26 protein-coding genes and 2 tRNA genes are annotated in these 25775 nt (G+C 69.2%); 16 read left to right on the top strand and 12 right to left on the bottom strand.

Features of this window, described 5'->3' with window-relative positions; all coding sequences use genetic code 11:
* Positions 1-25: 25 nt before the first annotated feature.
* Together JI746_RS23515 and JI746_RS23510 are read right to left on the bottom strand one after the other, a co-directional pair.
* The gene (locus JI746_RS23515) at positions 26-784 is read right to left on the bottom strand and encodes a 3-hydroxyacyl-CoA dehydrogenase (protein WP_201692720.1); all 759 of its coding nucleotides are present in this window, start codon (positions 782-784) and stop codon (positions 26-28) included.
* Positions 785-1008: 224 nt separating this feature from the next.
* Complete coding sequence (locus JI746_RS23510; RefSeq protein ID WP_408004123.1) at positions 1009-2049, bottom strand: extracellular solute-binding protein; 1041 nt, start codon at positions 2047-2049, stop codon at positions 1009-1011.
* 90 nt (positions 2050-2139) lie between these two features.
* On the opposite strand from JI746_RS23510, the gene JI746_RS23505 reads away from it, so the two are divergent.
* The gene (locus JI746_RS23505; protein WP_330893065.1) at positions 2140-3042 is read left to right on the top strand and encodes a patatin-like phospholipase family protein; all 903 of its coding nucleotides are present in this window, start codon (positions 2140-2142) and stop codon (positions 3040-3042) included.
* A 218-nt stretch (positions 3043-3260) separates the two neighbouring features.
* On the opposite strand, the gene JI746_RS23500 is transcribed toward JI746_RS23505, so the two are convergent.
* Entirely contained in the window at positions 3261-3812 is a 552-nt protein-coding gene (locus JI746_RS23500; RefSeq protein ID WP_201692718.1) for a phasin family protein, read from the bottom strand.
* Between the two features lie 174 nt (positions 3813-3986).
* Here JI746_RS23500 and JI746_RS23495 point away from each other — a divergent pair, with 174 nt between their 5' ends.
* On the top strand, positions 3987-4904 hold the full coding sequence (locus JI746_RS23495) for a histone deacetylase family protein (RefSeq protein WP_201692717.1): 918 nt from the start codon (positions 3987-3989) through the stop codon (positions 4902-4904).
* Positions 4901-5353: an acyl-CoA thioesterase gene (locus tag JI746_RS23490; protein ID WP_201692716.1), complete on the top strand. Its 453-nt coding sequence runs from the start codon at positions 4901-4903 to the stop codon at positions 5351-5353. The genes JI746_RS23495 and JI746_RS23490 overlap by 4 nt, the downstream gene beginning before the upstream one ends.
* A 3-nt stretch (positions 5354-5356) precedes the next feature.
* On the opposite strand, the gene JI746_RS23485 is transcribed toward JI746_RS23490, so the two are convergent.
* Positions 5357-5947 carry a hypothetical protein gene (locus JI746_RS23485; protein ID WP_201692715.1) on the bottom strand — a complete coding sequence of 197 codons (591 nt, stop codon included), beginning with the start codon at positions 5945-5947 and terminating at the stop codon, positions 5357-5359.
* Between the two features lie 193 nt (positions 5948-6140).
* On the opposite strand from JI746_RS23485, the gene JI746_RS23480 reads away from it, so the two are divergent.
* The 3 genes from JI746_RS23480 to JI746_RS23470 are packed head-to-tail and all read left to right on the top strand — an operon-like array spanning position 6141 to position 9616.
* Positions 6141-7412 carry an SLC13 family permease gene (locus JI746_RS23480; RefSeq protein ID WP_201692714.1) on the top strand — a complete coding sequence of 424 codons (1272 nt, stop codon included), beginning with the start codon at positions 6141-6143 and terminating at the stop codon, positions 7410-7412.
* A gap of 4 nt (positions 7413-7416) precedes the next feature.
* The gene (locus JI746_RS23475) at positions 7417-8400 is read left to right on the top strand and encodes a 2-hydroxyacid dehydrogenase (protein ID WP_201692713.1); all 984 of its coding nucleotides are present in this window, start codon (positions 7417-7419) and stop codon (positions 8398-8400) included.
* 40 nt (positions 8401-8440) lie between these two features.
* On the top strand, positions 8441-9616 hold the full coding sequence (locus JI746_RS23470; protein WP_201692712.1) for an MFS transporter: 1176 nt from the start codon (positions 8441-8443) through the stop codon (positions 9614-9616).
* On the opposite strand, the gene JI746_RS23465 is transcribed toward JI746_RS23470, so the two are convergent.
* Positions 9591-10454 carry an LOG family protein gene (locus tag JI746_RS23465; protein ID WP_201692711.1) on the bottom strand — a complete coding sequence of 288 codons (864 nt, stop codon included), beginning with the start codon at positions 10452-10454 and terminating at the stop codon, positions 9591-9593. The genes JI746_RS23470 and JI746_RS23465 overlap by 26 nt on opposite strands.
* Positions 10455-10545: 91 nt before the next feature.
* On the opposite strand from JI746_RS23465, the gene JI746_RS23460 reads away from it, so the two are divergent.
* Complete coding sequence (locus JI746_RS23460) at positions 10546-11322, top strand: hypothetical protein (RefSeq protein ID WP_201692710.1); 777 nt, start codon at positions 10546-10548, stop codon at positions 11320-11322.
* On the opposite strand, the gene JI746_RS23455 is transcribed toward JI746_RS23460, so the two are convergent.
* From JI746_RS23455 to earP, 4 genes are all read right to left on the bottom strand, one after another.
* Positions 11229-12107 (bottom strand): AEC family transporter, encoded by an 879-nt coding sequence (locus JI746_RS23455; protein ID WP_201692709.1) that lies wholly within the window; start codon positions 12105-12107, stop codon positions 11229-11231. The two genes, JI746_RS23460 and JI746_RS23455, sit on opposite strands and share 94 nt — an antisense overlap.
* On the bottom strand, positions 12098-12910 hold the full coding sequence (locus tag JI746_RS23450; protein ID WP_201692708.1) for a heme-dependent oxidative N-demethylase subunit alpha family protein: 813 nt from the start codon (positions 12908-12910) through the stop codon (positions 12098-12100). Before JI746_RS23450 ends, JI746_RS23455 begins: the two co-directional genes overlap by 10 nt.
* Before the next feature lie 46 nt (positions 12911-12956).
* The gene (gene efp, locus JI746_RS23445) at positions 12957-13511 is read right to left on the bottom strand and encodes an elongation factor P (RefSeq protein WP_201692707.1); all 555 of its coding nucleotides are present in this window, start codon (positions 13509-13511) and stop codon (positions 12957-12959) included.
* A 125-nt stretch (positions 13512-13636) separates the two neighbouring features.
* Complete coding sequence (gene earP / locus JI746_RS23440) at positions 13637-14701, bottom strand: elongation factor P maturation arginine rhamnosyltransferase EarP (RefSeq protein ID WP_201692706.1); 1065 nt, start codon at positions 14699-14701, stop codon at positions 13637-13639.
* Between earP and uvrC the strand changes: the two genes are divergently transcribed.
* From uvrC to JI746_RS23425, 3 genes are all read left to right on the top strand, one after another.
* Positions 14700-16766 carry an excinuclease ABC subunit UvrC gene (uvrC, locus tag JI746_RS23435; RefSeq protein WP_201692777.1) on the top strand — a complete coding sequence of 689 codons (2067 nt, stop codon included), beginning with the start codon at positions 14700-14702 and terminating at the stop codon, positions 16764-16766. The genes earP and uvrC overlap by 2 nt on opposite strands.
* A 119-nt stretch (positions 16767-16885) precedes the next feature.
* The gene (gene pgsA, locus JI746_RS23430; RefSeq protein ID WP_201692705.1) at positions 16886-17455 is read left to right on the top strand and encodes a CDP-diacylglycerol--glycerol-3-phosphate 3-phosphatidyltransferase; all 570 of its coding nucleotides are present in this window, start codon (positions 16886-16888) and stop codon (positions 17453-17455) included.
* Complete coding sequence (locus tag JI746_RS23425; RefSeq protein ID WP_236600071.1) at positions 17456-18364, top strand: DMT family transporter; 909 nt, start codon at positions 17456-17458, stop codon at positions 18362-18364.
* Here JI746_RS23425 and JI746_RS23420 read toward each other — a convergent pair.
* Positions 18318-19289: a LysR substrate-binding domain-containing protein gene (locus JI746_RS23420; RefSeq protein WP_201692704.1), complete on the bottom strand. Its 972-nt coding sequence runs from the start codon at positions 19287-19289 to the stop codon at positions 18318-18320. The genes JI746_RS23425 and JI746_RS23420 overlap by 47 nt on opposite strands.
* A 67-nt stretch (positions 19290-19356) precedes the next feature.
* Between JI746_RS23420 and JI746_RS23415 the strand changes: the two genes are divergently transcribed.
* The 6 genes from JI746_RS23415 (at position 19357) to JI746_RS23390 (ending at position 24532) form a co-directional block, all read left to right on the top strand.
* On the top strand, positions 19357-20250 hold the full coding sequence (locus JI746_RS23415; protein ID WP_408004122.1) for an alpha/beta fold hydrolase: 894 nt from the start codon (positions 19357-19359) through the stop codon (positions 20248-20250).
* Positions 20247-21332, top strand: a complete 1086-nt coding sequence (locus JI746_RS23410) for a tartrate dehydrogenase (RefSeq protein WP_201692702.1) — start codon at positions 20247-20249, stop codon at positions 21330-21332. The genes JI746_RS23415 and JI746_RS23410 overlap by 4 nt, the downstream gene beginning before the upstream one ends.
* A gap of 124 nt (positions 21333-21456) precedes the next feature.
* On the top strand, positions 21457-21819 hold the full coding sequence (locus tag JI746_RS23405) for an HU family DNA-binding protein (RefSeq protein WP_236600070.1): 363 nt from the start codon (positions 21457-21459) through the stop codon (positions 21817-21819).
* 17 nt (positions 21820-21836) lie between these two features.
* Positions 21837-21912: transfer RNA gene (locus tag JI746_RS23400), tRNA-Val, on the top strand.
* A 57-nt stretch (positions 21913-21969) separates the two neighbouring features.
* The gene (locus JI746_RS23395) at positions 21970-23892 is read left to right on the top strand and encodes a SurA N-terminal domain-containing protein (protein WP_201692701.1); all 1923 of its coding nucleotides are present in this window, start codon (positions 21970-21972) and stop codon (positions 23890-23892) included.
* 97 nt (positions 23893-23989) lie between these two features.
* Positions 23990-24532: a DUF1003 domain-containing protein gene (locus JI746_RS23390; RefSeq protein ID WP_201692700.1), complete on the top strand. Its 543-nt coding sequence runs from the start codon at positions 23990-23992 to the stop codon at positions 24530-24532.
* A gap of 67 nt (positions 24533-24599) precedes the next feature.
* On the opposite strand, the gene JI746_RS23385 is transcribed toward JI746_RS23390, so the two are convergent.
* Together JI746_RS23385 and JI746_RS23380 are read right to left on the bottom strand one after the other, a co-directional pair.
* Positions 24600-24675 (bottom strand) — tRNA-His (locus JI746_RS23385).
* Positions 24676-24712: 37 nt separating this feature from the next.
* Positions 24713-25702: an NADPH:quinone oxidoreductase family protein gene (locus JI746_RS23380; protein WP_201692699.1), complete on the bottom strand. Its 990-nt coding sequence runs from the start codon at positions 25700-25702 to the stop codon at positions 24713-24715.
* Positions 25703-25775: the final 73 nt, after the last annotated feature.

Genomic DNA, 25775 nt, shown 5'->3' with positions numbered 1-25775 from the left:
GGGATGCGCGCCCCGAACGCGGGTCTTACTTCGGTGCCAGCCGGATCGCCCCGTCGAGGCGGATCACCTCGCCGTTGAGCATGTCGTTCTCGAAGATGTGTTTCGCGAGCTTGGCATAGTCGTCCGGCGTGCCCAGGCGCGAGGGGAAGGGCACGCTGGCGGCCAGCGCGTCCTGCACCTCCTTGGGCATCCCGAACAGCATCGGCGTGCCGAAGATGCCGGGCGCGATCGTCATGTTGCGGATGCCGCTGCGCGCCAGGTCGCGCGCGACGGGCAGCGTCATGCCGACCACGCCGCCCTTGGAGGCGCTGTACGCCGCCTGGCCGATCTGGCCGTCGTATGCCGCCACCGAGGCGGTGGAGATCAGGCACCCGCGCTCGCCCGTGGCTTCGGGTTCGTTCTTCGCCATCGCTTCGGCCGCGAGCCGGATCATGTTGAAGCTGCCCACCAGGTTCACCATGATGGTGCGGGTGAAGACGTCGAACTTGTGGGGGCCGTTCTTGCCGACGGTGCGCTCCGCCGGCGCGATGCCGGCGCAGTTGACCAGGCCCATCAGCTTGCCGAGCGACACGGCCTTGGCGATGACGGCCTGGCCGTCGGCCTCCTGCGTGACGTCGCACTTCACGAAGGTGCCGCCGATCTCGCGCGCCACGGCCTCGCCCCTGTCGACCTGCATGTCGGCCACGACCACCTTGCCGCCGCTGGCCGCCAGCATGCGGGCCGTGCCCTCGCCCAATCCCGATGCGCCGCCGGTGACGACGAAAACCTTGCCCTGGATGTCCATGCGCTCTCCTGTTGACGTTGACGTAAACGTCAATTATCCCCCCAGGGCGGGTGCGCACACCTGACGAAAAAAAGCCCGCCGGGCGGCGGGCTGAATGGGGGCTGATGCCTCCCGCGACAAGGAGGGGGGAAACCGCGGGAGGCTTGCGGCCCCGCCGGCGCGGAGGGGGCACCGGCAGGGATCCTGGATCCCCGCCTGCGCGGGGATGTCGTGCTAGCGCCGGCTCACTTGAAACCGACGCGATCGAGCATCTGTTGCACCTTGACCTGGTGCGCGCCGACGGAGGCGAGCGGGATGGTCTCGGCCTTGAAGTCGCCGCCGCCCATCGCGGCCAGGGCTGGGTTGCTCACCTTCACACCCTTGGCGGTGGGCCATTCGTTGTTGCCGTTGGCGAAGTGGTTCTGCGCTTCGGGGCTGGCGAGGTATTCGAGGAACTTGACGGCCGCGGCCGTGTTCCTGCTGTTCTTCGCGACGGCACCGCCGGCGATGTTCAGGTGCGTGCCCCAGGACGACTGGTTCGGGAACACCACGCCGACCTTCTCCATCAGCGCCTTGTCGGCGGGGTCGGTGGAGCGCATCAGGCGAGCGATGTAGTAGGTGTTGCTCACCGCGACCTGGCACTCGCCCGCGCCGACGGCCTTGATCTGGTCGGTGTCGCCGCCCTTGGGCGCGCGGGCCATGTTCTCGACGATGCCCTTCAGCCAGGCTTCCGCCTTCTGCTCGCCCAGGTGCTCGGTGACTGCGCCGAACAGCGACAGGTTGTACGGGTGCGAACCGGAGCGCAGGCAGACCTTGCCCTTGTTCTTCGGGTCGGCCAGTTCCTCGTAGGTGTCGACGTCCTCGAGCTTGACCTTGGCCTTGTCGTACACCACGACGCGGGCGCGGGTGGAGAAGCCGAACCAGGTGGTGCCTTCGGCGCCGGCCTTCGCGCGGTACTGCGCGGGAATCGCGTCTTCCAGCACCCTGGAGCGGATCGGACGGAACAGGCCGTCGACTTCGCCCTTGTACAGGCGCGCGGCGTCGACCAGCAGGATCACGTCGGCGGGGGAGGCGGCGCCTTCGGCCTTCAGGCGGGCCAGAATACCGGCATCGTCGGCGTCGACGCGGTTGATCTTGATGCCGGTGGCCTTGGTGAAGCCGGCGTACAGCGCCTCGTCCGTCGAGTAGTGGCGGGCGGAGTAGAGGTTGAGCACCTGCTCCTGCGCGAAGGCCGGCGCGGCGGCGACGACGAGCAGCGTGGCGAGACCTGCGGCTTTGGACATCATGGAGGTTTTCCTTTCAGGGGTCGTTCTTGTGACGTTGGCGCGATGATAAGTCAAACGCGAATCATTCTCACTCATTTTGGCAAGAGATTGATCCACGTCAAATGGGCGCTGCTGGCGGTGTTCGTCGCCGGCTGCGCCGTGGCGCCCCAGCCTGCGCCGACCGTTCCGGTGACCCCGGCGCCCGCGCCGCCGCTGGTGCAGAAGGTGCCGCCGCGCATCGGGCTCGCGCTGGGCGGGGGAGCCGCGCGCGGATTCGCGCATGTCGGCGTGATCGAGGTGCTGGAAGAAGCCGGGATCAAGCCGGACCTCGTGGTCGGCACGTCGGCCGGCAGCCTGGTCGCGGCCCTGTACGCGAGCGGCCGCAGCGGGCAACAGCTGCAGGCGACGGCGCTGGCGATGGACGAGGCCGCCTTCGCGGACTGGACGCTGCCGATCTTCAGTCGCGGCGTGCTGCGCGGCGAGGCGCTGGCGCGCTACGTCAACACGCAGGTGGCCCACCGGCTGATCGAGAACATGGCGGTGCCGCTGGGCATCGTGGCGACCGACCTGAACACGGGCCAGGGCGTGCTGTTCCGCCGCGGCGACACGGGCACCGCGGTGCGCGCCTCCAGCGCGGTGCCGGCGGTGTTCCTGCCGGTGAAGATCGGCACCCAGGAGTACGTCGACGGCGGGCTCGTGTCGCCGGTGCCGGTGCGCTACGCGCGCCAGATGGGCGCCGAACTGGTGATCGCGGTGGACATCTCCAGCGCGCCGGAGGGCAACCCGTCGGGCGATCCCCTGCAGATCCTGCTGCAGACCTTCGCGATCATGGGCAAGAGCATCAACACCTGGGAGCTGCGCGATGCAGACGTCGTCGTGCGGCCGGCCTTGCGCGGCATGAGCAGCGCGGACTTCGCCGGCAAGCGGCGCGCCATCGAGGCGGGGCGGGCCGCGATGCAGGCCGCACTGCCGCAGGTGCGGGCGGCACTGGAAGCCAAGGCGCACGCGCCCTGAAGACAGCCGCCGCCATCTGCCCTGCGAGCGCCCATAAAAAAACCCCAGTCTTGCGACCGGGGTCAATGGATCCCTGAACCTGGAAAGGTGTCGAAAGGACCCGAGGAGACAACCTTGAAGAACTTGCGTTCCACCGGATGCGGACACCCGATGAAGTGAATCCTATCGGCAGAGTCCCTGCGGCGAACAGATGCCGTCAGGAACTCCAGCTTTCAAGCTCAGGCGCGCTTGGCCTTGGCGGGGGCCTTGGCGGCGTTCACGGCGGTGTTGGCGACGGCGTTGAAGTTCGCTTCGGCGACGTCGGCAGCCTGCTTGACGGCCTTCTGCACGGACTCGAGGGCGTTGTTGCCGGCGGCAACGGCGCTCTTGAACACGGCGACGGCGGTCTCGGAACCGGCGGGCGCGTTCTTGGCGGCGTTGTCGACCACGGCCAGGAACTTCTTCTGCGCGTCGGCAACCTGGCCTTCGAACGCCTTGCCGAACTCGGCGCCGGCGGAAGACGTGATGTCGTACAGGTGACGGCTGTAGGCGGCGGTCTTCTCGGCCAGGGGCTGGAAGAGGGCGGCTTGCAGGGCCAGCAGTTCCTGGGCGTCCTTGACGTTCAGGACGGATTGGGCGGTGTCGGCGGCTTCGGCCAGGGCGGCACGGGAGGCAGTGACGTTCAGCTCGATGAGCTTCTCGACGCCTTCGAAGGCCTTGGTCGTCAGGCCGAACAGGGTTTCCACGTTGGCTTTCTGGGCGGCCAGCAGTTGCTCAGCGGTCAGCATCATTGTTTCTCCGGGTCAGTGTGGGTTGAGAGGTGCTGCTCTACTTGTTGCAGTGCAGCATGGATAGAAGTATAGGGTTCTCCCGGCCCTTTGCAAGTCTTTTTTGTTGCGCTGCAGCAAAGTAGGGACGCTTCCCTAGACCAGCGGGTCCCGGCGGGTCCCCGGAAAATGGACGGGATGCAGGTTTTCTACACCGACCAGTTCGTCCTGCCCCTGCCCTCAGGGCACCGCTTTCCCATGGGCAAGTACCGGCTGCTGCGCGATCGCCTGGCCGCCGAGCTCCCGGAGATCCGGCTGGTCCCCGCCGAGCCGGCCAGCGAAGGCCAGCTGGCCCTGGTCCATGCGCCCGGGTACATCCAGGCGATCGGCGACGGCTCGGTGGATCCGAAGATCCTGCGCGAGATCGGCTTCCCGTGGAGCCTGGCGATGGCCGAACGGGCCCGCCGCTCGGTCGGCGCGACCATCGCCGCCTGCCGCGCGGCTTTGCGCGAAGGCGTGGCCGCCAACATCGCCGGCGGCACGCACCACGCGTACCCGGACCGCGGCGGCGGCTTCTGCGTCTTCAACGACGCCGCCGTCGCGGCACGACTGATGCAGGCCGAGGCCCGCCGCGGCCTGCGCGTGGCGATCGTCGATCTCGACGTGCACCAGGGCAACGGTACCGCGCACATCTTCCGCGACGATCCGACCGTCTTCACCCTCTCGCTGCACGGACAGAAGAACTTCCCCTTCCGCAAGGAGCCCGGCGACCTCGACGTGGACCTGCCGGACGGGACCGGCGACGAAGCCTACCTGCAGGCGCTGGAGCGCGCCCTCGACGAACTCGGACATCGTTTCGATCCCGGCCTGGTGATCTACCTGGCCGGCGCCGACCCGCACGAGGGCGACCGCCTCGGCCGCCTGAAACTCACCTGGGACGGACTGGAGGCGCGCGACCGCCGCGTGTTCGACTGGGCCTGGCAGCGCGGGCTGCCGCTCGCATTCGCCATGGCGGGCGGCTATGGCCACCGCATCGAGGACACGGTGCAGGTGCAGGTCAACACCTTCGCGGTGGCCCTGGGCTACGCACGCCGCTGGCAGAATCGCCCGCGATGAAAGAAGCCAAGACGCAGCCCCAGCCGGAGGACCGTGCGGCGTACCGGGCGTTCCGCACGATCGGCACCCGCTGGATGGACAACGACGCCTACGGCCACGTGAACAACGTCGTCTACTACAGCTGGTTCGATACCGTCGTCAATGCGCACCTGATCGAGCAGGGCGCGCTCGACATCCATCGCGGCGAGGTCATCGGGCTGGTGGTCGAGACGCAATGCAACTATTTCGCGCCGGTCGAATTCCCGCAGGTCGTGGAAGGCGGCCTGCGCGTGGCCCGCATCGGCAAGTCCAGCGTGCGCTACGAAGTGGGGCTGTTCCTGGCCGGCGAGCCGCTCACGGTCGCCAAGGGCCACTTCGTGCACGTGTACGTGGATCGCGCCACGCGTCGGCCGGCACCGCTGCCGCCGCGGCTGCAGGAAGTGCTGGCCGCGCTGCAACCGGTGCAGTGAAGCTCAGAGCGTGCCGAAGCGCCGCTTCGCGTCTTCCACGCAGTTCTGCCGGCCCTCCGCGGGCAGCGCCTCGCAGCGTTGCCGCGCCTGCGTGAACTGCGCCTGCGCCGCCCGATCGGCCGCTGCCGTGCGTTCGCGCACCGTGTTCTCGGAGCGCAGGGTCTGCGCCACGACTTCCTTCTGCAGCCTGGCTTCGGCCTTCGCCTCTTCGAAGCTCGTCTTCGCATCCTCCCGGCACACGCGCTTCGCCTGGCTGTCGAAATCCCTGCACTTGACCAGCGCCTGCGAGTAGCTGGCGTTCGCCCTGGCCAGCCGCAGCTTCTCGTCGTTATCGGCGGTAGGCGCCACCCGCAGCTGAAGTTCGGCCACCGCGATGTCGCGCTCCCCGCGGGCCTGCTCGTTGCACAGGTCGCGCCCGCTTCCCTGCAACCGTTTGCAGCGCGCCTGCGACTGGTCGTACTGCTCCTCGATGCGTACCTTCTGCGCCTTGACGTCCTCCTGGCTGATCGCCGGGTCGGCCAGGGGCGGCGCGGCATGCACCGCCGCCGCGCAGGTGAGCGCAGCGGCGGCAAGACAGGGGATGCGGAACGGCATGACGGCTCTCTCCTCGGATGCAACTCGTCACATGATCCCGAGGTTCAGCTTGCTGCAAGGGTAGGAGGCGCAGGCCATCTCCCGTAGGTTGCGGCCGACACTCCGGGCGGGAGAGCTGCCGGGGCACCGCCGGGCTGACGCCATAATCGCCGCTTCCATTCCAACAAGAACACTGGAGACGCACAACGTGACCGTGGCCGGCATTCCCCTGGACTTCCTCCTGTTCGCCCTGGTCCTGCTGGGCGTCGCCGTGTTCCACCATCACACCCTGCGGGTGGCGTTCCTGGGCATGGTGACCATCGCGGCCTACAAGATCCTGCTCGGGGACTTCGCCGGCACGCCGGGGGTGGCCGGTTTCGTGCAGATGCTGCACCACGAATGGGTGACGCTCGGCAACCTGCTGGGCCTGCTGCTCGGATTCGCGCTGCTGGCCGACCATTTCGAGCGCAGTCACGCGACGGACATGCTGCCCAGAGTGCTGCCCGACGACTGGAAGGGCGGCTTCTTCCTGCTCGTGATGATCGCCGTGATCTCCAGTTTCCTCGACAACATCGCTGCCGCCATGATCGGCGGGGCCATGGCGCACGTCCTCTACAAGGGCCGGGTGCACGTGGGCTACCTGGCGGCGATCGTGGCGGCGAGCAACGCCGGCGGCGCCGGCAGCGTGGTCGGCGACACCACCACCACCATGCTGTGGATCGCCGGGGTGCGGCCCGGCCAGGTGTTCGAGGCCTATGTCGGCGCCGGCGTCGCCATCCTGTTCTTCGGCATCGTCGCGGCGCGCCAGCAGCAGGCCTTCCAGCCGATCATGAAGGACAACCCGAAGAACGTGCGCCTCGATTACGGCCGCCTCGCCGTGGTGGCCTTCATGCTGCTGGCCGCGATCTCCACCAACGTCTTCCTCAACCTGCGCAACCCGGAGCTGCTCAACGAGTTCCCCCTGATCGGCATCGCGGTATGGGTGGCCTTGCTGCTGACCGTCCCTTTTCGAGCGCCCACGTGGAGCCTGCTGCCCGGCGCCCTGCGCGGCAGCATCTTCCTGCTGTCCCTCGTGATGTGCGCCGCGATGATGCCGGTCAAGGCGCTGCCAGCCGCCTCGTGGCCGACGGCGCTGGGCCTGGGCTTCGTGAGTGCCGTGTTCGACAACATCCCGCTGACCGCGCTGGCGCTGCGCCAGGGCGGCTACGACTGGGGCTTCCTGGCCTATGCGGTCGGCTTCGGCGGCTCGATGATCTGGTTCGGTTCCTCCGCCGGCGTGGCGCTGTGCAACATGTACCCCGAGGGCCGCTCGGTCGGCGCCTGGCTGCGCGGCGGCTGGCACGTCGCCGTCGGCTACGTGCTCGGTTTCGTCGCGCTGCTGGTGCTGGTCGGCTGGAACCCCGAAGGGCACGCCGGCAGCAAGCCCTCGGCGCCCTCGGTCGAATCGCCCGCTCCCGTCCAGTCCCTGCCGTCCCCCAAGCCCTGACACCATGAGCACCAGACCCCGCATCCTCGTCGCCCGCGCCGTCTTCCCGGAGACGCTGCACAAGCTCGAACAGCACTTCGAGGTCGATTCCAACCAGGCCGACACCGTCCTGGGTCCGCAGGAGCTCACCGAGCGCCTGAAGGACAAGGTCGGCGCCTTCACCACCGGCAGCGAGCGCATCGATGCCGGCGTGCTGGCCGCCTGCCCGCAGCTGAAGGTCTGCGCCAACATGGCCGTCGGCTTCAACAACTTCGACGTGCCTGCGATGACGGCGCGCAAGGTGCTGGCCACGAACACGCCCGACGTGCTGACCGAGACGACCGCCGACTTCGGCTTCGCGCTGCTGATGGCCACCGCCCGCCGGATCGCCGAAAGCGAGCATTACCTGCGCGCCGGCCAGTGGACGAAGTGGAGCTTCGACATGTTCGCCGGCTCCGAGGTGCACGGCAGCACGCTGGGCATCCTCGGCATGGGGCGCATCGGCCAGGGCATCGCCAGGCGCGGCGCCCACGGCTTCGGCATGAACGTGATCTACCACAACCGATCGCGCCTCGCGCCCGAGCTGGAAGCGGCCTGCAAGGCCCGCTACGTCGGCAAGGACGAACTCCTGGCGAGCGCGGACCACCTGGTGCTGGTGCTGCCGTATTCGGCCGCCTCGCACCACGCCATCGGCGCGGCGGAGCTCGCGCGGATGAAGCCGACGGCGACCCTCGTGAACATCGCGCGCGGCGGCATCGTCGACGACGCGGCGCTGGCCGCGGCGCTGCGCGAGAAGCGCATCGCCGCCGCCGGCCTCGACGTGTACGAGGGCGAGCCCAAGGTGCACCCCGACCTGCTCACCGTGCCCAACGTGGTCCTCACGCCGCACATCGCCAGCGCCACCGTGCCCACGCGCCGTGCGATGGCCGACCTGGCCGCCGACAACCTGATCGGCTTCCTGGTGCACGGCAAGCCGCTGACGCCGCTCAATCCCGAAGTGCTGAACTAGTGCCATTGCGCAGCGCGCTGCGGCTGGACGGGAACGGCCGATGACCGCAGCTGACGAAGGCATCGGCGGGCGCGAACTCGCCCGCCTGATCACCGGCCACGTGTTCCTGCACGCCACCATGGCGGGCATGCGCATGGCCTCGCCGCTGCTGGCGCTGCGCGAGGGCTACAGCGAAGCCGCGGTGGGCGTGCTGCTGTCGCTGTATGCGCTGACGCAGGTGTTCCTGGCCCTGCCGGCGGGCCGCTATGCCGACCGCCACGGGCTCAAGCGCCCGGTGGGGTGGAGCTGCCTGGCGGCGGCGCTCGGTGGCGGGCTGGCCTTCGCATGGCCGATCTTTCCCGTGCTCTGCGTGAGCGCGCTGCTCACGGGCGGCGCCACCGGCAGCGCGGTCATCGCGATGCAGCGTCACGTCGGCCGCGCCGCGCACACGCCGGCGCAACGCAAGCAGGCCTTCTCCTGGCTGGCCATCGGCCCCGCCTTCTCCAATTTCATGGGGCCGTTCGCGGCCGGCCTGCTGATCGACCACTCGGGCTACCGCGCGGCCTTCCTGATGATCGCGCTGCTGCCGGTGGTGACCTGGGCCTTCGTGCGGCACGCCACCGAGCTGCCGCCGCCGGAAGGGGCGCATGCGGCCCGCGGCGGCCGTGCCTGGGACCTCTGGCGCGAACCCATGTTCCGCCGGCTGATGCTGGTGAACTGGTTCCTGTCCTCGGCCTGGGACGTGCACACCTTCGTGGTGCCGGTCCTGGGGCACGAGCGCGGCCTGTCCGCTTCGGTGATCGGCACCATCCTGGGCGGCTTCGCGATGGCTGCCGCGGTGGTGCGGGTGTTCCTCCCGGTGCTGGCCGCCAGGGTGCACGAATGGGCGCTGATCGTGACGGCGATGGTCGCGGCGGCGCTGATCTACGCGGTGTATCCCTTCATGCACGCGGCCCTCGCGATGGGCATCTGCTCCGCGCTGCTGGGGCTCGCGCTGGGCATGGTGCAGCCCATGGTCATGAGCCTGCTGCACCAGGTCACGCCGGGCCACCGCCACGGCGAGGCGGTGGGCATGCGCTTCCTGGTGATCAACGCCTCCAGCGTGGCGATGCCGCTCTTGTTCGGGGCGGCCGGCAGCGTGGTCGGCGTGGCGGCGGTGTTCTGGACGGTCGCGGTGACCGTGGGCGCCGGTACCCGCGTCGCCTTCGCGCTCAGAGACGATAGAAGGACCGGATGATCTCCCAGGCCGCTTCCGGTTCGTCGGCGAACTGGAACAGGTCCAGGTCGGCCGCCGAGATCACGCCTTCTTCCACCAGCAGCTCGAAGTTGATCAGCCGCTTCCAGTAGTCGGACCCGAACAGCACGATGGGCACCTGGCGCGCCTTGCGCGTCTGCACCAGCGTGATCACTTCGAACAATTCGTCGAGCGTGCCGAAGCCGCCCGGGAACGCGACCAGCGCCTTGGCCCGCATCATGAAGTGCATCTTGCGCAGCGCGAAGTAGTGGAACTTGAAGGAGAGCGCCGGCGTGACGTAGCGGTTGGCGGCCTCCTCCATCGGCAGGGCGATCGCCAGCCCCACGCTGGTGCCGCCGGCGTCGAAGCAGCCGCGGTTGGCGGCTTCCATGATGCCGGGGCCGCCCCCGGTGCAGACGAACAGCTTGTCCCGCGGCTCCTTGGCGCCGCTGTATTCGGCGACCACCCGCCCGAAGGCGCGCGCCTTCTCGTAGTAGTGCGCGTTGCGCGCCAGCGCGCGGGCGCGCCGGGCCACGGCCTCGTCGCCGCCGGCTTCGGCCGCCGCCACCAGTTCGGCGGCCGCTTCCGGGTCGCGAAAGCGCGCGCTGCCGAAGACCACGATGGTGTTCTCGATGCCGTGGGCCTGCTGCTCCAGGTCCGGCTTGAGCAGTTCCAGCTGGATGCGGATGCCGCGCGTCTCGCGGCGCAGCAGGAATTCGGGGTCGGCGAAAGCCAGCCGGCTGGCATCCGGGTCCAGCGGCAGGCCGGCGTTGGAATGCGCCTGCAGCGTGGCCCAGGCATCGGCCAGGCGCCGGTCGTGAATGTTGCGAGTCGAAGACATAAGCGCCCATTGTGGCGTCAATCGCGCCACCGCCGGAGAGCGCGCTGCCGCGCTAGCGCTATCCTTGGGCGAAGACGAGAAGGACCGTCGGTTGGCTGACATTCTTTACCACGTGGTGCTCGATGGCCGCCGGCTGGGGCCGTACGACCGCCGCACCATCGTCGGCATGCGGGTGCGCAAGACGCTGACCAGCCGGCACCAGCTCGAGGCTTCGGACGGCGCCCGCCTCACGGTGGCCGAACTGCTCCACGGCACCTTGCCGCTGACGCCGCCCGCGCCTGCGGAACCCGCAAGCCCGGCCGGCGACCACGGCGGCTCCCCGATGGTGCTGCCCGGGCACGCGGCGGACCTGCTTGACGTGCAGGGACCGGCCTATCCGATGCCGGCGTTCCGCGGCGAGGTGGAAGTGCGGGTGCAGAAGAAGGCGCTGCGCCTGGCGGGCCGCCATCGTGATGCGCTCGCCTGGAAGCAAGACCGTGTCAAGATCCCGCTGCACGACATCATCCATGCCCGCTTGCAGGACAGCGTCGTCGAGCTCGGCGTGCGCGAGCCGTCGGGCGAGGGCGTGCAGCGCCTGCGGCTGGAATTGCGCACGCCGGAAGCGGCACGCGCGCTGGTGGAGGGCCTGCCGCACACGGTGCCGTGGCCGGGCAGCGAGCCGCTCGCCGCGCCCGGTCCACGGGCCAGGCGCAAGGCAGGGCGCGGCTTGTGGATGGCGGCGTTCGCGCTGCTGGCGCTGGCGGTGGCGGTTTGCGCGATCCAGGCGCGGGCGGCCTACAACGCGAGTGCGAGCCCGAACGGCACGAACACCACGGCGAGCGCATTCCCGAGCAGGATCATGGCGGCCACGCGCTCCGGCTCCTGCTGATAGCGCTCCGCCAGCAGGAACTGCATCACGGCCGGGGGCAGCGCGCCGAACAGGATCAGCTGCGCGCGCGCCATGCCGTCGAGGCGCAGCGCCCACGCGAGCGGCACCGCGACGGCCAGCCCGACCAGCGGCCGGGCAAAGGCGCCGAGCAGGCCCCGCGGCACGTCGCGCCGGCGCAGCTGCGTCAGCCGCACGCCGAGCGCGAACAGCATCAGCGGCACCATCGCCTCGCCCAGCAGCTTCATGCCCGTGAACAGCATGTCCGGCGGCCGTACGCCGCTCCACGCACTGGCGAAGCCGAGCGCGCTGGAGAGCATGAGCGGACTGAGCAGCAGTTCGCGCGTGCTCGCCTCGCTGCTGGTGATGCGCGAGCCGAGCGAGAAATGCAGCAGGTTGCTGATGGAAAACAGCGCCACCGCGGCGCCGAAGCCTTCGGGGCCGAACGCGAGCAAGGCCAGCGGCAGGCCCATGTTGCCGCAGTTGCTGAACATCACCACCGGCACCAGCGTGCGCGGCTGCGTGCGGGCCGCCCGCGAGACGATCCAGGCGACCAGCCCGCTGGCGAGGATCACCAAGGCCCCGCCGGCCAGCAGCGCGAGATGCTCGCGCAAGCGGAATTCCTTGCCCGCCAGCGCCGTGTACACCAGCAGGGGGCTGAGCACGTCCAGCACCATGCGGTTGAAGGCGTTCATGTCGGGCTTCTGCCGGCGCGCGTAGACGTAGCCGATGCCCACCACCAGGAACACCGGCACGATGACCTGCGCGATGCGCGCGATCAGTTCCATCGGCGGCTCTCCCGTGCCAGCCAGGCCAGCAGGCGCTCGCGTGCCAGTGCCAGGTTCTTGTAGGCGAGCACGGCATCGCTCATGGAGGCGAGGGCGTCGTGCACCCGCCGCGCCTCTTCCGGCGCCGAAAGGGCCTCGACGAGCGGCTGCAGCATCACGCGGATCGTGAAGACAGCCTGCCCGGGGGCTTCGGCGACGGGAAAGAAGGTCTGGCGTTCGACGCGCAGGAAGCAGCGGTACGCGAATTCCGCCGGGTCGCTGCTCTGCGGCCACGGCGCACGGGGATGCCGCCGCGGATGCTGGTCGAAGCGGCCGCTGGGCGTGACCGTCCAGACGAAGCGCTCGAAGCGTTCACCGCCGGTGACGAGTCGCACCAGCTGCCTGCCGGCGGCCAGCAGCATCTGGTTGTCCGCCACCGGCGCGTGCACGCTGGCAAACGGAAGTCCGAGCTTCTCCTCCGGCGCCCAGTGCGAGGGAACGCAGACGCACAGCCAGGGCAGCGTGCCGCCCGCGCCTTCGAGCACCGCGAAGTCCTCCTCGAACGCGAGTTCCGGCGGCCCTTCGAGCGGCAGGCCTTCACGCCGGGCCTGGCCAGCGATCGCGCGCAGGGCGGGTTGCGGATCGAAACCGAGCACGCACAGGCGGCTGCCACCCGCATCGAGCACCAGCTTCTTCTCCTGCCAGAGCGGCGAACCGGCGGCCAGAGGCGTGAGCTGGCGGGCGCCCGCGGCCAGCCGCTGCAGGCCGGGCTGCATGCGGAAGGGCGCGACGATGCGGGAGAGATCGAAATCCACGGGGACCATCAAAAAAGGCCCCTTGCGGAGCCTTCTTGTCGTCGGGCGAGCCGCCTCAGACGCGGCGGCGGTATTCGCCGGTGCGGGTGTCGATCTCGACCTTGTCGCCCTGGGCGACGAAGATCGGCACGCCGATCTCATAGCCGGTGGCGAGCTTGGCGGGCTTGAGCACCTTGCCCGAGGTGTCGCCCTTGACGGCCGGCTCGGTCCAGGTGATCTCGCGCTCGACGCTGGTCGGGATTTCGACCGAGATCGCCTTGCCTTCGTAGAACACCACTTCGGCGGGCATGCCTTCCTCGAGGTAGTTCAGGGCGTCGCCCATGTTTTCCTTCTCGACCTCGTACTGGTTGTACTCGGCGTCCATCCAGACGTACATCGGATCGGCGAAGTAGGAATAGGTGCAGTCCTTCTTCTCCAGCACGATCTGGTCCATCTTGTCGTCGGCCTTGAACACGGTCTCCGTGCCCTGGTTGTTCAGCAGGGACTTGAGCTTCATGCGCACGGTGGCCGAGTTGCGGCCGCCGCGCGAATATTCGGTCTTCAGCACGACCCACGGCTGGCCGGTGTACATGATCACGTTGCCGGCGCGGATTTCTTGAGCGATTTTCATAACACGTCTCTACGGGTGAGTGCCACCGCACGTCCCGGCTGTTGGCTCAAGACTGCGCGCAAAAAGCTGCGCGTGGGAGGCAAGTTGGGTGCGCGTACGCGCCTTTCGGGCAGCAACGCAAAGCTCTATATTCTACCGCGCTCGCCGGCGAAGCGCACCAGCCCGCTCGCGAGCTCGGGTAATGCTTGCGCCCGGTCAAAGGCTACCCGCGCGGTCGGACGCCAGCGGGGGATGTCGAGGGCGGGCAGGGGTTCGTCGACCACGCCGTTCCAGGTGCGGAAAAAATCACGCAGGTCGTTCGGCGGCTGCAGCCAGTCGAGGAAGGCTTCCAGCTTGGCGTGGTGCGCCTGGTCGTCCTGCGGATAGATCTGCCAGATGGCGGGCACCCCGGCCAGCAGGCCGCGCACGGCGGAATCCTCGCCGCGCACGAAGTTCAGGTCGCACGACCAGAGCAGGTGGTCGTACTCGCGCTGGCTCAGCAAGGGCAGGAAGTGCAGGCGCAAGGCGCCGCGGCCCTGCAGCGCGTGCCGGCGCACGGCCGCCGCCGCGCGCCCGGAAGTCACCAGCAGTTCGGTCGGCGGGGCGGCTTGCGCCAGCTGGTCCAGCAGCTGCGGCAGCGCCGCGGGTTCGTAGCAGAACAGGCTCACCACCCGCGCCTGGGCCGGGGCTATGCCCCAGCGCTGCAGCCACGCCGAGCGGTCGAAGGACGCTTGCCGCGCGGCCAGGTCCTGCTCGCGCAGCAGCCCGCCCGTGCGTGCGGTGAAGCCGGGGTAGAAGAAGCGCTTGACCAGTCCCGCGCCGGGGCCGTGCATCACGGGCGAGGGCAGGCCGTGGCTGCGTTCCACGTAGCGTTCGGCCGAGAGATATTCGAGGTTGAGCCAGGCCGGCGGCGTGGACAGGGCGGCCATGCGCGCGACGAACGCGGCCGGCGGGTCGCAGCCGAAGGCCTCGATCACCACGTCGCCGGGCGCCAGGTCGGGCACCGGATCGCACCAGGGCACCACCTCGACGCCCGGGGCGCCGTCGGGGGCCATCCATGCCAGCATCGCGCTGTCGTCCATCCAGAGCCGCACCGCATGGCCGCGCGCTGCGAGTTCGGCGGCGAGGCGCCAGCACACGCCGGCATCGCCGTGGTTGTCGATGACCTTGCAGAAGATGTCCCAGCGCACGGCCTCGATAATAGGCGGCATGGTCGAAGGGCATTCCGCGGAACTGCTGGCGCAGGTCGCCGCGCTGCCGGCATTGCCCGGCGTCTACCGCTATTACGACGCGGAGGGCGGCGTCCTCTACGTCGGCAAGGCGCGCAACCTGAAGAAGCGGGTTTCGAGCTACTTCCAGAAGAACCACGGCGGCACGCGCATCGGCCACATGGTCGGCAAGATCGCGCGGCTGGAGACGACGGTGGTGCGCTCCGAGGCCGAGGCGCTGCTGCTCGAGAACAACCTGATCAAGACGCTCGCGCCGCGCTACAACATCCTGTTCCGCGACGACAAGAGCTACCCGTACCTGAAGATCACGGGCTCGCCGGACAAGGTGGGCTTCGCCGCCCGGCAGGGCGGTTCGCCCTCCGCCGCGGTGTTCCCGCGCGTGGCGTACTACCGCGGCGCCGTCGACCGCAGGCACCGCTACTTCGGGCCGTACCCGAGCGCGTGGGCCGTCAAGGAATCGATCCAGCTGCTGCAGAAGGTGTTCCGCCTGCGCACCTGCGAGGACACCGTGTTCGGCAACCGCACGCGGCCCTGCCTGCTGTACCAGATCAAGCGCTGCTCCGGGCCGTGCGTGAACCTCGTGGAACCCGAGGCCTATCACCAGGACGTGCTGAACGCCGAGGCGTTCCTGCAGGGCGACACGCAGGCGGTGCTGCAGGGGCTCGAGCAGCGCATGATGGCGCACGCCGAGAAGCTGGAATTCGAGCAGGCCGCCGAACTGCGCAACCAGATGGCGGCCCTGTCGAAGGTGCTGCACCAGCAGTCGGTGGAGACGGCCTCGGACAAGGACGTGGACATCCTGGCCGTGCAGGTGCACGGCGGCAAGGCCTGCGTCAACCTCGCGATGGTGCGCGGCGGCCGCCACCTGGGCGACCGGGCGTACTTCCCGAGCCACATCGAGGATGCGGCGGCGGTGCAGGAATTCGACGACGCGGCCGATGCGGTGCATGCGCAGCCCGTGGAGGTGCAGGTGCTGGAGGCCTTCATCGCGCAGCACTACATCGGTGTTCCGGCGCCCTCCGCCCTCATCACCAGCCACCCGGTCGAGGCGGAACTGGTCGAGGCCCTGGCGCAGCAGGCCGGCGTGCGCATCGCCGCCGTCCACAACCCGCGCGGCCAGCGGCGCCTGTGGCTGGAGATGGCGGAGAAGAATGCCGAACTCCAGCTAGCCCGCCTGCTGGCCGAGGAAGGCTCGCAGCAGGCCCGCACCCGCGCCCTGGTGGAGGCGCTGGACCTGGCGCCCGACAACCTGGACACCTTCCGCATCGAGTGCTTCGACATCTCGCACACCGCGGGGGAGGCCACGCAGGCGTCCTGCGTGGTGTTCCATCACCACCAGATGCAGAACCGCGAGTACCGCCGCTACAACATCGACGACATCACGCCCGGCGACGACTATGCAGCCATGCGGCAGGTGCTGACGCGGCGCTACGCGCGGCTGGCGCAGGCCGGGCGCGATACGCCGGATGCCACGCCGCCCGATGGCGGGGAAGAGGAAGCGCCGGCGCCGCAAGTGCAGGAGCCGGCCCCGGACGCGGAGGCCGCAGAGCAGGGCGCCCCCCGCCGTGCCAAGGCGGGCGGGGGCGGCAGCGCGCAGCGGCTGCCGGACCTGGTGCTGGTCGACGGCGGCCGCGGCCAGGTGAGCATGGCGCGCGAGGTGTTCGCCGAACTGGGGCTGGACCTGTCGGTGATCGTCGGCGTGGAAAAGGGCGAGGGGCGCAAGGTGGGCCTGGAGGAACTGGTGTTCGCCGACGGCCGCGAGAAGGTGTACCTGGGGCGCGAATCGGCGGCGCTGATGCTGGTGGCGCAGATCCGCGACGAGGCCCACCGCTTCGCGATCACCGGCATGCGGGCGCGCCGCGCGCGGGTGCGCGTGGGCGGCAGCCAGCTGGAGGAGATCCCGGGAATCGGTGCGAAGAAGCGGGCCCGCCTGCTGCAACGCTTCGGCGGCGTGCGCGGCGTCGCCGCCGCGAGCGTGGAGGACATCGCGACCGTCGAAGGGATCTCGCGCGAGCTGGCGGAGCAGATCTACCGGGCGCTGCATTGATCCCGGCCGTCACCCCCGCGCAGGCGGGGGCCCAGAGCACGCGCGCAGCGCGTGGCTCCGCAAGCCCTGGATTCCCGCCTCCGCGGGAATGACGCAGACGTCATGCCAGAATCGCGCCCATGTTCTTCACGGTTCCCACCCTCCTGACCTGGACGCGCATCATCGCGATCCCCCTGCTGGTGGGCGTGTTCTACATGGGGCTGGAGCACCGCACGCAGAACCTGATCGCCACCGTGATGTTCATCGTGTTCGCCGCGACCGACTGGCTGGACGGCTTCCTGGCCCGCAAGCTCAATCAGCAGTCCTCCTTCGGCGCCTTCCTCGATCCGGTGGCCGACAAGTTCCTGGTCTGCGCCTCCTTGCTGGTGCTGGTCGACCTGCAGCGGGCCGACGTCTTCGTGGCGCTGATCATCATCGGGCGCGAGATCGCGATCTCCGCCCTGCGCGAGTGGATGGCGCAGATCGGCGCCTCGCGCTCGGTCGCCGTGCACATGATCGGCAAGGTCAAGACCACGGTGCAGATGGTGGCCATCCCCTTCCTGCTTTACGAGGGCAAGGTGCTGGGCACGATCGACACGCTGCAATGGGGCACCTGGCTGATCTGGACCTCGGCGATCCTCACCGTCTGGTCGATGGTCTACTACCTGCAGAAGGCCCTGCCGGAAATCCGCAGCCGGGTGAAGAAGTAGATGACCGCCGCCGTCGCGTCCCGCACGGACGCCATGCTGCGGGCCATGCCCGCGGTGTTCGTCGTGATCTGGAGCACCGGCTTCATCGTGGCGCGCTATGCCATGCCGCATGCGCCGCCGCTGAAGTTCCTGTCGCTGCGCTACGTGCTGTCGGTCGCGGCCTTCCTCGCCTGGGCGCTCGCCGCGCGCGCTGCCTGGCCGCGCGGCAGGGCGCAGTTCGCGCACCTGGCGGTCGCCGGCATCCTGATGCATGCCGGCTACCTGGGCGGCGTGTGGGCCGCCGTCAAGGCCGGCATGGGCGCCGGCCTGTCCTCGCTGCTGGTGGGCCTGCAGCCGGTGCTGACCGCGGTGTGGATCTCGGCCCGCGGCGGCGAAGTGCGCGCCCGCCAGTGGGCGGGCCTCGCGCTGGGGTTGCTCGGGCTCGTGCTCGTCGTCTGGCAGAAGCTGGGGCACGGGGAGGTGAGCGCCGTCAACTTCACGTATGCGGTGATCGCGCTGTTCTCCATCACCGCCGGCACCCTGTACCAGAAGCGCTTCGTGAAGCCCTGCGACGTGCGCACGGCCAACCTCGTGCAGCTCGCGGCGGCCTTCGCGGTGAGCCTGCCGCTGGCTCTCATGGAGGGCGAGGCCATGCGCTGGGTGCTGCCCGATGGAGGGCTGAACCACCAGCTGGTCGGAGCGCTCGCCTGGTCGGTTCTCGGCATGACGCTCGGCGGCAGTTCGCTGCTGTACCTGCTGATCCAGCGCGGGGCGGCGACGACGGTCACCAGCCTCATGTACCTCGTCCCGCCCACGACGGCGCTGATGGCGTGGGTGCTGTTCGACGAGCCGATCACGGTGCTGATCGTGGCCGGCATGGCGCTCACCGCCGTGGGCGTGAGCCTGGTCGTGCGGCCGGCACGGGCGTGAGCTTCCAGGGCTCGCTGCGGAAACGCTCCGCCAGGAAATCGGCCAGCAGCCGGATCCTCTTGGGCGTGCTGGCGCTGTGCGGCGCCAGCCAATGGATGTCGGCGTCCGTCATCGCGTAGCCGGGCAGCACGCGCACCAGCTCGCCGGCCGCCAGCGGCGCCGCGATGTCCCACAGGCTGCGCAGCATGATGCCGTGACCGGCCAGGCACCAGTCGCGAACCAGCTCGCCGGAGTTGGAGGAAAGCGGTCCGCCGACGCGCACCCGCACCTCCCCGCGCTCGCGTTCCCGCTCGCGCTGCAGCCGCCAGACGTCGAAGCGCTCGTTCTCGCGCACCACGAGGCAGTCGTGCGCGGCGAGTTCCTCCACCGTGGCGGGCGTACCGCGCCGGCGCAGGTACTCCGGCGCGGCAACCAGCACGCGCTGGTTGCGCGCCAGGCGCCGGCCGGTCCATTCGCTGGCGCGCGGGCCGCGCAGCTGCCACAACCACACGGCGGCGTCGAAGCCCTCCACCGCCAGGTCGGGCAGTTGCTCGGTGAGCTGCAACTGCACGTGCAACTTCGGGTGGCGCTGCTGGAATTCCGCGATCGCCGGACCGAGCCACAGCCGCCCGAAGCCGAACGTCGCCGCCAGGCGGATGCGGCCGACCGGCTCCTGGTGCCGCTCCTGCAGTTCGGCTTCCATCGCCTGGAAGCCGGCCAGCAGCCCGGTGGCGCGTTCGCACAGCGCCTCGCCTTCCGCGGTGGGCACCACGCGGCGCGTCGTGCGCTGGAACAGCTTGAGGCCCAGCCTCGTTTCCAGGGCGGCGAGCCGCTTCGTGATCACGGACGGCACGACGTCGGCCGCCGACGCGGCGCCCGCCAGGCTGCCGTGCTCGCGGATGGCCAGCAGGAGTTCGAGGTCGGCGCGTTCGAGGTGCGGCTGCATTGCTTCCGTTTCGGCAAGAATCCCTTGCCAGATTATTGCTTGCCGCGGCCCTCGGCGCGGGTCCAGAATGGCGGCCATGCTGGATGGCTTCGAAACCCTGCGGATCGCACGCGAAGGCGTCACGCTGAACGTGCGGCGCGCGGGCCGGGGCAAGCCCCTGCTGCTGCTGCACGGCCATCCGCAGAGCCACGCCATGTGGCACCGCGTCGCGCCGCAGCTCACCGATCGCTTCGAGCTGGTCCTGATGGACCTGCGCGGCTACGGCGATTCCGCGCGGCCGCCGGCCGGCGTCGACTCGGCCGCCTACACCAAGCGCGAGATGGCGAGCGACGCACTGGAAGTCATGCGCCAGCTCGGACACACGCGCTTCCAGGTGCTGGCGCACGACCGCGGCGCGCGCGTGGCGCATCGCCTCGCGCTGGACCACGCCGACAGCGTCGAACGCCTGATGCTGCTGGACATCGCACCCACGCTCGCGATGTACCGCAACACCAGCGAAGCCTTCGCGCGGGCCTACTGGCACTGGTTCTTCCTGATCCAGCCGCCGCCGCTGCCGGAAGCGCTGATCGCATCCGACGCACGCCGCTACGTGCGCAGCGTCATGGGTGCGCGGCATGCGGGTCTGGCTGCGTTCGCGCCCGAGGCGCTGGCGGAATACGAGCGCTGCGCGATGATCGCAGGCACTGCGGAGGCGATCTGCGCCGATTACCGCGCCAGCGCCGGCATCGACCTGGTGCACGACCGGCAGGACCTCGACGCCGGCCGCCGGCTCGCGCAGCCGCTGCGCGTGCTGTGGGGCGAGCATGGCGCGGTGGGCCGCTGCTTCGACGTGCCGGCCCTGTGGCGGCCGTACGCCAGCCAGTTCACCGGCCGCAGCCTGCCCTGCGGCCACTACATCGCGGAAGAGGCGCCGGCCCTTCTGCTGGACGAGATCCTCACCTTCTTCAGGAGCAAGACATGAGCAAGAAACGCATCGCAGTCCTCGCCGGCGACGGCATCGGCAAGGAAGTCATGCCCGAGGGCGTGCGCGTCGTCGACGCCGCCGCGCGCAAGTTCGGCATCGACCTGCAGTTCGACACCTTCGACTGGTCCTCGTGGGATTACTGCGAGAAGCACGGCCAGTACATGCCGGACAACTGGAAGGACCTGGTCGGCGGCCACGACGCCATCTTCTTCGGCGCCGTCGGCTGGCCCGAGAAGATCGCCGACCACACCTCGCTGTGGCAGTCGCTGCTCCTGTTCCGCCGCGACTTCGACCAGTACATCAACCTGCGTCCCGCCCGCCTGATGCCCGGCATCATCGCGCCCGTGGTCCGCCGCGACGGCACGCCGCGCCAGCCGGGCGAGATCGACATGTACATCGTGCGCGAGAACACCGAAGGCGAATACTCCGCCGTCGGCGGCCGCATGTTCAACGGCACCGAGCGCGAGATCGTCATGCAGGAGACGATCATGTCCCGCCACGGCGTGGACCGCGTGCTGAAGTTCGCCTTCGAGCTCGCGCAGAAGCGCGCGAAGAAGCACCTGACCTGCGCCACCAAGTCCAACGGCATCGCGATCACCATGCCGTACTGGGACGAGCGCTTCGCCGAGATGGCCAGGAAGTACCCCGGCATCAAGACGGACAAGTTCCACATCGACATCCTGACCGCGCACTTCGTGCAGCGCCCGGACTTCTTCGACGTGGTGGTGGCGACCAACCTGTTCGGCGACATCCTGTCGGACCTGGGCCCCGCGTGCACCGGCACCATCGGCATCGCGCCGAGCGCGAACATGAACCCGGACCGCACCTTCCCCTCGCTGTTCGAGCCCGTGCACGGCTCGGCGCCGGACATCTACGGCAAGAACATCGCCAACCCGATCGGCCAGATCTGGGCCGGCGCGATGATGCTGGACTTCCTGGGGCACAAGGATGCGCACGACGCGATCCTGTCCACGATCGAGAAGGTGCTGGACCCGAAGTCCGGCGCGCCGAAGACGCCCGACATCGGCGGCAAGGCGAGCACCACCGACCTGGGCAAGGCGATCGCCGCCGCGCTGTAGTCTTCGCGCGGAATGCGGGCGCGCGTGTTGTATTGCCGCATGCCGTATTGACACCGCCTGAGGCGCTGTTTCTAATCGATGCCAGTGGCCGCAAGGCCGCCCGCACTGTCTCCCCTTCCCGCCAATGCGCCTTCGCGACGCCGGGAACGGGAGACAAATTTTTGCGGAAAGTCGTTCAAAAACTCTCATATCCTGGATCCGGAGGGGCATCCCTGTGAACAAGACCGAATTGATCGAGCACATAGCCAAACACGCCGACATCTCCAAGGCCGCCGCCACGCGCGCGCTGGAATCGATGATCGGCGCGGTGAAGACCACGCTGAAGAAAGGCGGCTCGGTCTCGCTCGTCGGATTCGGTACCTTCGCGGTGGGCAAAAGGGCGGCGCGCAGCGGCCGGAATCCCCGCACCGGCGCACAGATTAAAATCAAGGCTGCCAAGGTGCCCAAGTTCCGTCCCGGCAAGGCGCTCAAGGATGCGCTGAACTGATCGGTCCTGACCCGGTGGGGTGCTTAGCTCAGCTGGTAGAGCGGCGCCCTTACAAGGCGTAGGTCGGCGGTTCGATCCCGTCAGCACCCACCAACGAAGAAAGGCGAACCGTGGTTCGCCTTTTTATTTGTCCTAGAACGAGAACCGAACATGTTTGATTTCGTCCGCAAGCACAACAAGTGGATGCAGCTGCTGCTGTTCCTCCTGATCGTGCCGTCCTTCGTCCTGTTCGGCCTCCAGGGCTACAACCGCATGCGGGAGAGGGGTGACACCGTGGCGAAGGTGGACGGCCACGAGATCACGCAGCAGGACTGGGACGAGGCGCACAAGCGCCAGGTGGACCGCCTGCGCCAGCAGATGCCCACCATCGACGCCAAGCTGCTGGATTCGCCGCAGGCGAAGTACGGCACGCTCGAACAGCTGGTGCGCGACCGCGTGCTCGCGGCGGCGGTGGAGCACCAGCGCCTGCTGGTGGGCGACCAGCGCCTGGCGCGCGAGCTGCAGTCGAACGAGCAGCTTGCCGCGCTGCGCGGGCCCGACGGCAAGTTCGACCTGAAGCGCTACGAGCAGCTGCTCGCCGCGCAGGGCATGTCGCCGCAGATGTTCGAGAACCAGGTGCGCAACGACATCGGGATGCGCCAGGTGCTCGGGGCCGTGGGCCAGTCCGCCTTCACGCCGCCGGCGCAGGCCTCCGTGGCGCTGGCGAGCTACTTCGAGCGCCGCGAGGCGCAGGTCGCGCGCTTCAACACCGCGGACTTCAAGGCGAAGGTGCAACCCACCGACGACGAGCTGCAGGCCTTCTACAAGGAGAACCCCCAGCTGTTCCAGTCGCCCGAGCAGGCGAGCGTCGAATACGTCGTGCTCGATCTGGCGTCGGTGCAGAAGGGCATCACCCTCAACGAGGCGGACCTCAAGAGCTACTTCGACCAGAACCAGGGCCGCGTCGGCGGCGGCGCCGAGGAGCGCCGTGCCAGCCACATCCTGATCACCGTTCCCAAGGGCGCGCCGCAGGCGGAGAAGGACAAGGCCAAGGCGAAGGCGGACGAGCTGCTCGCGCAGGTGAAGAAGAACCCGGCCAGCTTCGCCGAGGTGGCGAAGAAGAACTCGCAGGACCCCGGCTCCGCGGCCAACGGCGGCGATCTCGACTTCTTCACCCGCGGCGCGATGACGAAGCCGTTCGAGGACGCCGTCTTCGGCATGAAGGCGAAGGGCGAGATCGTGGGGCCGGTGGAGACCGAGTTCGGCTACCACATCATCGAGCTGACCGACATCAAGGTGCCGAAGCAGCGCACCTACGAAGAGGTGAAGCCGGAACTCGAAGCGGAGCTGCGCAAGCAGCAGGCGCAGAAGAAGTACGCCGAAGCGGCGGAGACCTTCAGCAACACCGTGTACGAGCAGGCCGACTCGCTCAAGCCCGTGGCCGACAAGCTCAAGCTGGAGATCAAGTCCGCGCAGGGCGTGACGCGCAATGCGCAACCCGGCGCCACCGGGCCGCTCGCGAATCCCAAGTTCCTGCAGTCGCTGTTCGCGCCCGACGCGACCGAGCGCAAGCGCAATACCGAGGCGGTGGAATTCGGCCCGAACCAGCTGGTGTCCGGCCGCGTCACGCAGTACGCGCCGGCCCGCACCCGCCCGTTCGAGGAAGTGAAGGCGAGCGTGCGTGACAGCGTGGTGGCGAAGAAGGCGGCGGAACTGGCCCGCAAGGAAGGCGAGGCGAAGCTGGCGGCGTGGAAGGCCGATCCGGCCGCCGCGCAGGTCGGCGACACCGTGACGCTGTCGCGCGTGGACGCCAAGCAGCCGCCCAGGATCGTCGAAGCGGCGCTGCGCGCCGATGCGTCCAAGCTGCCGGCGCTGGCGGGCGTGGACCTCGGCGCCGAAGGCTACGCCATCGTGAAGGTGACCAAGGTGCTGCCGCGCGAAGCGCCGCCGCCGCAGCAGGCGCAGCAGGAACTGCAGCAGTACACGCAGGCGTGGGCGCGCGACGAGGCGCTGGCGTACTACAACGTGCTGAAGGACCGCTACAAGGCCGAGATCCTCGTGCCGAGGCCGCAGGGCTCGCTGCCCACGCAGTGAGCAGCGCAGCCGTCCGGGGCAGGGCAGCAGGCGGCTGACACTGCAATCCGTGCTGGTCCGGCAAGGCCGGGCCAGCACCGGCCCAAGACTGGGGCGCATGTCCGAGTCTCCCTCCCGCGACCCCGCCGGCGACATCGCACGGCGCAACGTGCGTACCGTGCGCGAGCTGGAGGCGCTGGCCGTCGCCGACCCGAGCTTCGCCGACAAGGCGGCGTCCTTCGTCGCGCGCTTTTGCGGCAGCATCTACTTCGTGCTGGCGCATGCGCTCCTGTTCGGCGGCTGGATCGTGTTCAACAGCATCCCGGGCCTGCCGCATTTCGACCCCTTCCCCTTCACGCTGCTGACGATGTTCGGCTCGCTGGAGGCGATCTTCCTGACGTCCTTCATCCTGATCGCGCAGAACTACACGATGCGTGTGAGCGAGCGCCGCTCCCAGCTGGAACTGCAGGTGAACCTGCTGGCGGAGCAGGAAGCGACCAAGACCCTGCAGTTGCTGGAAGAGATCGCGCGGACGGTGGGCGCCTCGAAGGGGCACGACCCCGAGGTCGCGGCGCTGGCGAAGGCGACGCGCCTGGACACGCTGGCGCGCGAGATCGACCAGACGCAGAAGGACGAGGACGCGGCAGAGGCTCCGCGGTGAATGCGCTGCCGCCGGGCGGCAGAAGAAAAGCCCTGAGGCTCGCGCCTTCAGGGCTTCCGGTGTGTTCTGGGGTGGCTGATGGGACTCGAACCCACGACAACAGGAATCACAATCCTGGACTCTACCAACTGAGCTACAGCCACCGTGAGCCGGCCATTATAGCGGGGCCGCAGCCGACTTTCAGTCGTTGACCAGCACCAGCTTGCCTTTCACCTCGCGCGAACCCATGCGCGCATAGGCCGCCTTGAGCTCGGCCATCGGCATCGTGCGGTCGATCACGGGCTTGATCCGGCCCTGGCCGTACCACTTCGCCAGCTCCTGCAGGGTGGCCGCGGCGGTCTGCGGCTCGCGGCGCGCCAGTTCGCCCCAGAATACGCCGACCACCGATGCGCCCTTCAACAGCGGCAGGTTCAGCGGCAGGCTGGGGATGGGGCCGGCCGCGAAGCCGATCACGCAATAGCGGCCGCGCCAGGCGATCGAGCGGAAGGCGGGCTCTGCGAACTCGCCGCCCACGGGGTCGTAGACGACTTCCGGGCCCTTGCCGTTGGTGAGCGCCTTGACCTCGTCGCGAAACGCGTTCGGCACGCCGTGCTGCGTGTAGTTGATCGTCGCGTCAGCCCCGATCGAGCGACACAGTTCGCATTTCTCCTCGCTCGAAGCGGCGGCGATCACGCGCGCGCCGACCGCCTTGGCGATCTGGATCGCGGCGGTGCCCACGCCACCCGCCGCACCGAGCACCAGCACCGTTTCGCCGACCTGCAATGCGGCGCGGTCCACCAATGCGTGGTAAGAGGTCGCATAGGTCATGATGAAGGCGGCGGCGTCCACGAAGGGGAAGCCGGAAGGCAGCGGAACGCAGCGCGCCGCCGGTGCGATGGTGTGCGTGCCGAAGCCGCCGGTGCCGGCCAGGCAGGCCACCGACTGGCCGACCTGCAGTTGCGTCACGCCCGCACCGACGGCCGCCACGACGCCCGCGAACTCCGAGCCGGGCACGAAGGGCAGGGGTGGCTTGTGCTGGTACTTGTTCTGCACGATCAGCAGGTCGGGGAAGTTCAGGCTCGCTGCCTTCACCTGCACCAGCACCTCGCCGGCCTGCGGCTGCGGCGTGGGCAGTTCCTTCCATTGCAGCGCTTCCACGCCGACGGGGTTTTCGCAAAGCCAGGCTTGCATGTACGGGTCTCCTTGGATGGGCGCGATCATAGGGGCGGGGGGCGGGCGCGACATCCCTGCCGCGACTGCGACC

This window comes from Ramlibacter alkalitolerans (genome assembly GCF_016722765.1).
GTDB classification, from domain to species: Bacteria; Pseudomonadota; Gammaproteobacteria; order Burkholderiales; family Burkholderiaceae_C; genus Ramlibacter; species Ramlibacter alkalitolerans.
This window is presented reverse-complemented; position numbering and strand designations above follow the sequence as displayed.

What these genes read in the sequence shown, in the direction of transcription:
- JI746_RS23390 (WP_201692700.1), top strand. Translation starts at nt 23,990, where the DNA reads ATGTCCGAGTCTCCCTCCCGCGACCCCGCCGGCGACATCGCACGGCGC.
- JI746_RS23510 (WP_408004123.1), bottom strand. Translation starts at nt 2,049, where the DNA reads ATGATGTCCAAAGCCGCAGGTCTCGCCACGCTGCTCGTCGTCGCCGCC.
- JI746_RS23495 (WP_201692717.1), top strand. Translation starts at nt 3,987, where the DNA reads ATGCAGGTTTTCTACACCGACCAGTTCGTCCTGCCCCTGCCCTCAGGG.
- JI746_RS23475 (WP_201692713.1), top strand. Translation starts at nt 7,417, where the DNA reads ATGAGCACCAGACCCCGCATCCTCGTCGCCCGCGCCGTCTTCCCGGAG.
- JI746_RS23500 (WP_201692718.1), bottom strand. Translation starts at nt 3,812, where the DNA reads ATGATGCTGACCGCTGAGCAACTGCTGGCCGCCCAGAAAGCCAACGTG.
- earP (WP_201692706.1), bottom strand. Translation starts at nt 14,701, where the DNA reads ATGCCGCCTATTATCGAGGCCGTGCGCTGGGACATCTTCTGCAAGGTC.
- uvrC (WP_201692777.1), top strand. Translation starts at nt 14,700, where the DNA reads ATGGTCGAAGGGCATTCCGCGGAACTGCTGGCGCAGGTCGCCGCGCTG.
- JI746_RS23450 (WP_201692708.1), bottom strand. Translation starts at nt 12,910, where the DNA reads ATGGTCCCCGTGGATTTCGATCTCTCCCGCATCGTCGCGCCCTTCCGC.
- JI746_RS23415 (WP_408004122.1), top strand. Translation starts at nt 19,357, where the DNA reads ATGGCGGCCATGCTGGATGGCTTCGAAACCCTGCGGATCGCACGCGAA.
- JI746_RS23420 (WP_201692704.1), bottom strand. Translation starts at nt 19,289, where the DNA reads ATGCAGCCGCACCTCGAACGCGCCGACCTCGAACTCCTGCTGGCCATC.
- JI746_RS23380 (WP_201692699.1), bottom strand. Translation starts at nt 25,702, where the DNA reads ATGCAAGCCTGGCTTTGCGAAAACCCCGTCGGCGTGGAAGCGCTGCAA.
- JI746_RS23425 (WP_236600071.1), top strand. Translation starts at nt 17,456, where the DNA reads ATGACCGCCGCCGTCGCGTCCCGCACGGACGCCATGCTGCGGGCCATG.
- JI746_RS23490 (WP_201692716.1), top strand. Translation starts at nt 4,901, where the DNA reads ATGAAAGAAGCCAAGACGCAGCCCCAGCCGGAGGACCGTGCGGCGTAC.
- pgsA (WP_201692705.1), top strand. Translation starts at nt 16,886, where the DNA reads ATGTTCTTCACGGTTCCCACCCTCCTGACCTGGACGCGCATCATCGCG.
- JI746_RS23465 (WP_201692711.1), bottom strand. Translation starts at nt 10,454, where the DNA reads ATGTCTTCGACTCGCAACATTCACGACCGGCGCCTGGCCGATGCCTGG.
- JI746_RS23485 (WP_201692715.1), bottom strand. Translation starts at nt 5,947, where the DNA reads ATGCCGTTCCGCATCCCCTGTCTTGCCGCCGCTGCGCTCACCTGCGCG.
- JI746_RS23405 (WP_236600070.1), top strand. Translation starts at nt 21,457, where the DNA reads ATGCGCCTTCGCGACGCCGGGAACGGGAGACAAATTTTTGCGGAAAGT.
- JI746_RS23455 (WP_201692709.1), bottom strand. Translation starts at nt 12,107, where the DNA reads ATGGAACTGATCGCGCGCATCGCGCAGGTCATCGTGCCGGTGTTCCTG.
- JI746_RS23410 (WP_201692702.1), top strand. Translation starts at nt 20,247, where the DNA reads ATGAGCAAGAAACGCATCGCAGTCCTCGCCGGCGACGGCATCGGCAAG.
- efp (WP_201692707.1), bottom strand. Translation starts at nt 13,511, where the DNA reads ATGAAAATCGCTCAAGAAATCCGCGCCGGCAACGTGATCATGTACACC.
- JI746_RS23470 (WP_201692712.1), top strand. Translation starts at nt 8,441, where the DNA reads ATGACCGCAGCTGACGAAGGCATCGGCGGGCGCGAACTCGCCCGCCTG.
- JI746_RS23515 (WP_201692720.1), bottom strand. Translation starts at nt 784, where the DNA reads ATGGACATCCAGGGCAAGGTTTTCGTCGTCACCGGCGGCGCATCGGGA.
- JI746_RS23395 (WP_201692701.1), top strand. Translation starts at nt 21,970, where the DNA reads ATGTTTGATTTCGTCCGCAAGCACAACAAGTGGATGCAGCTGCTGCTG.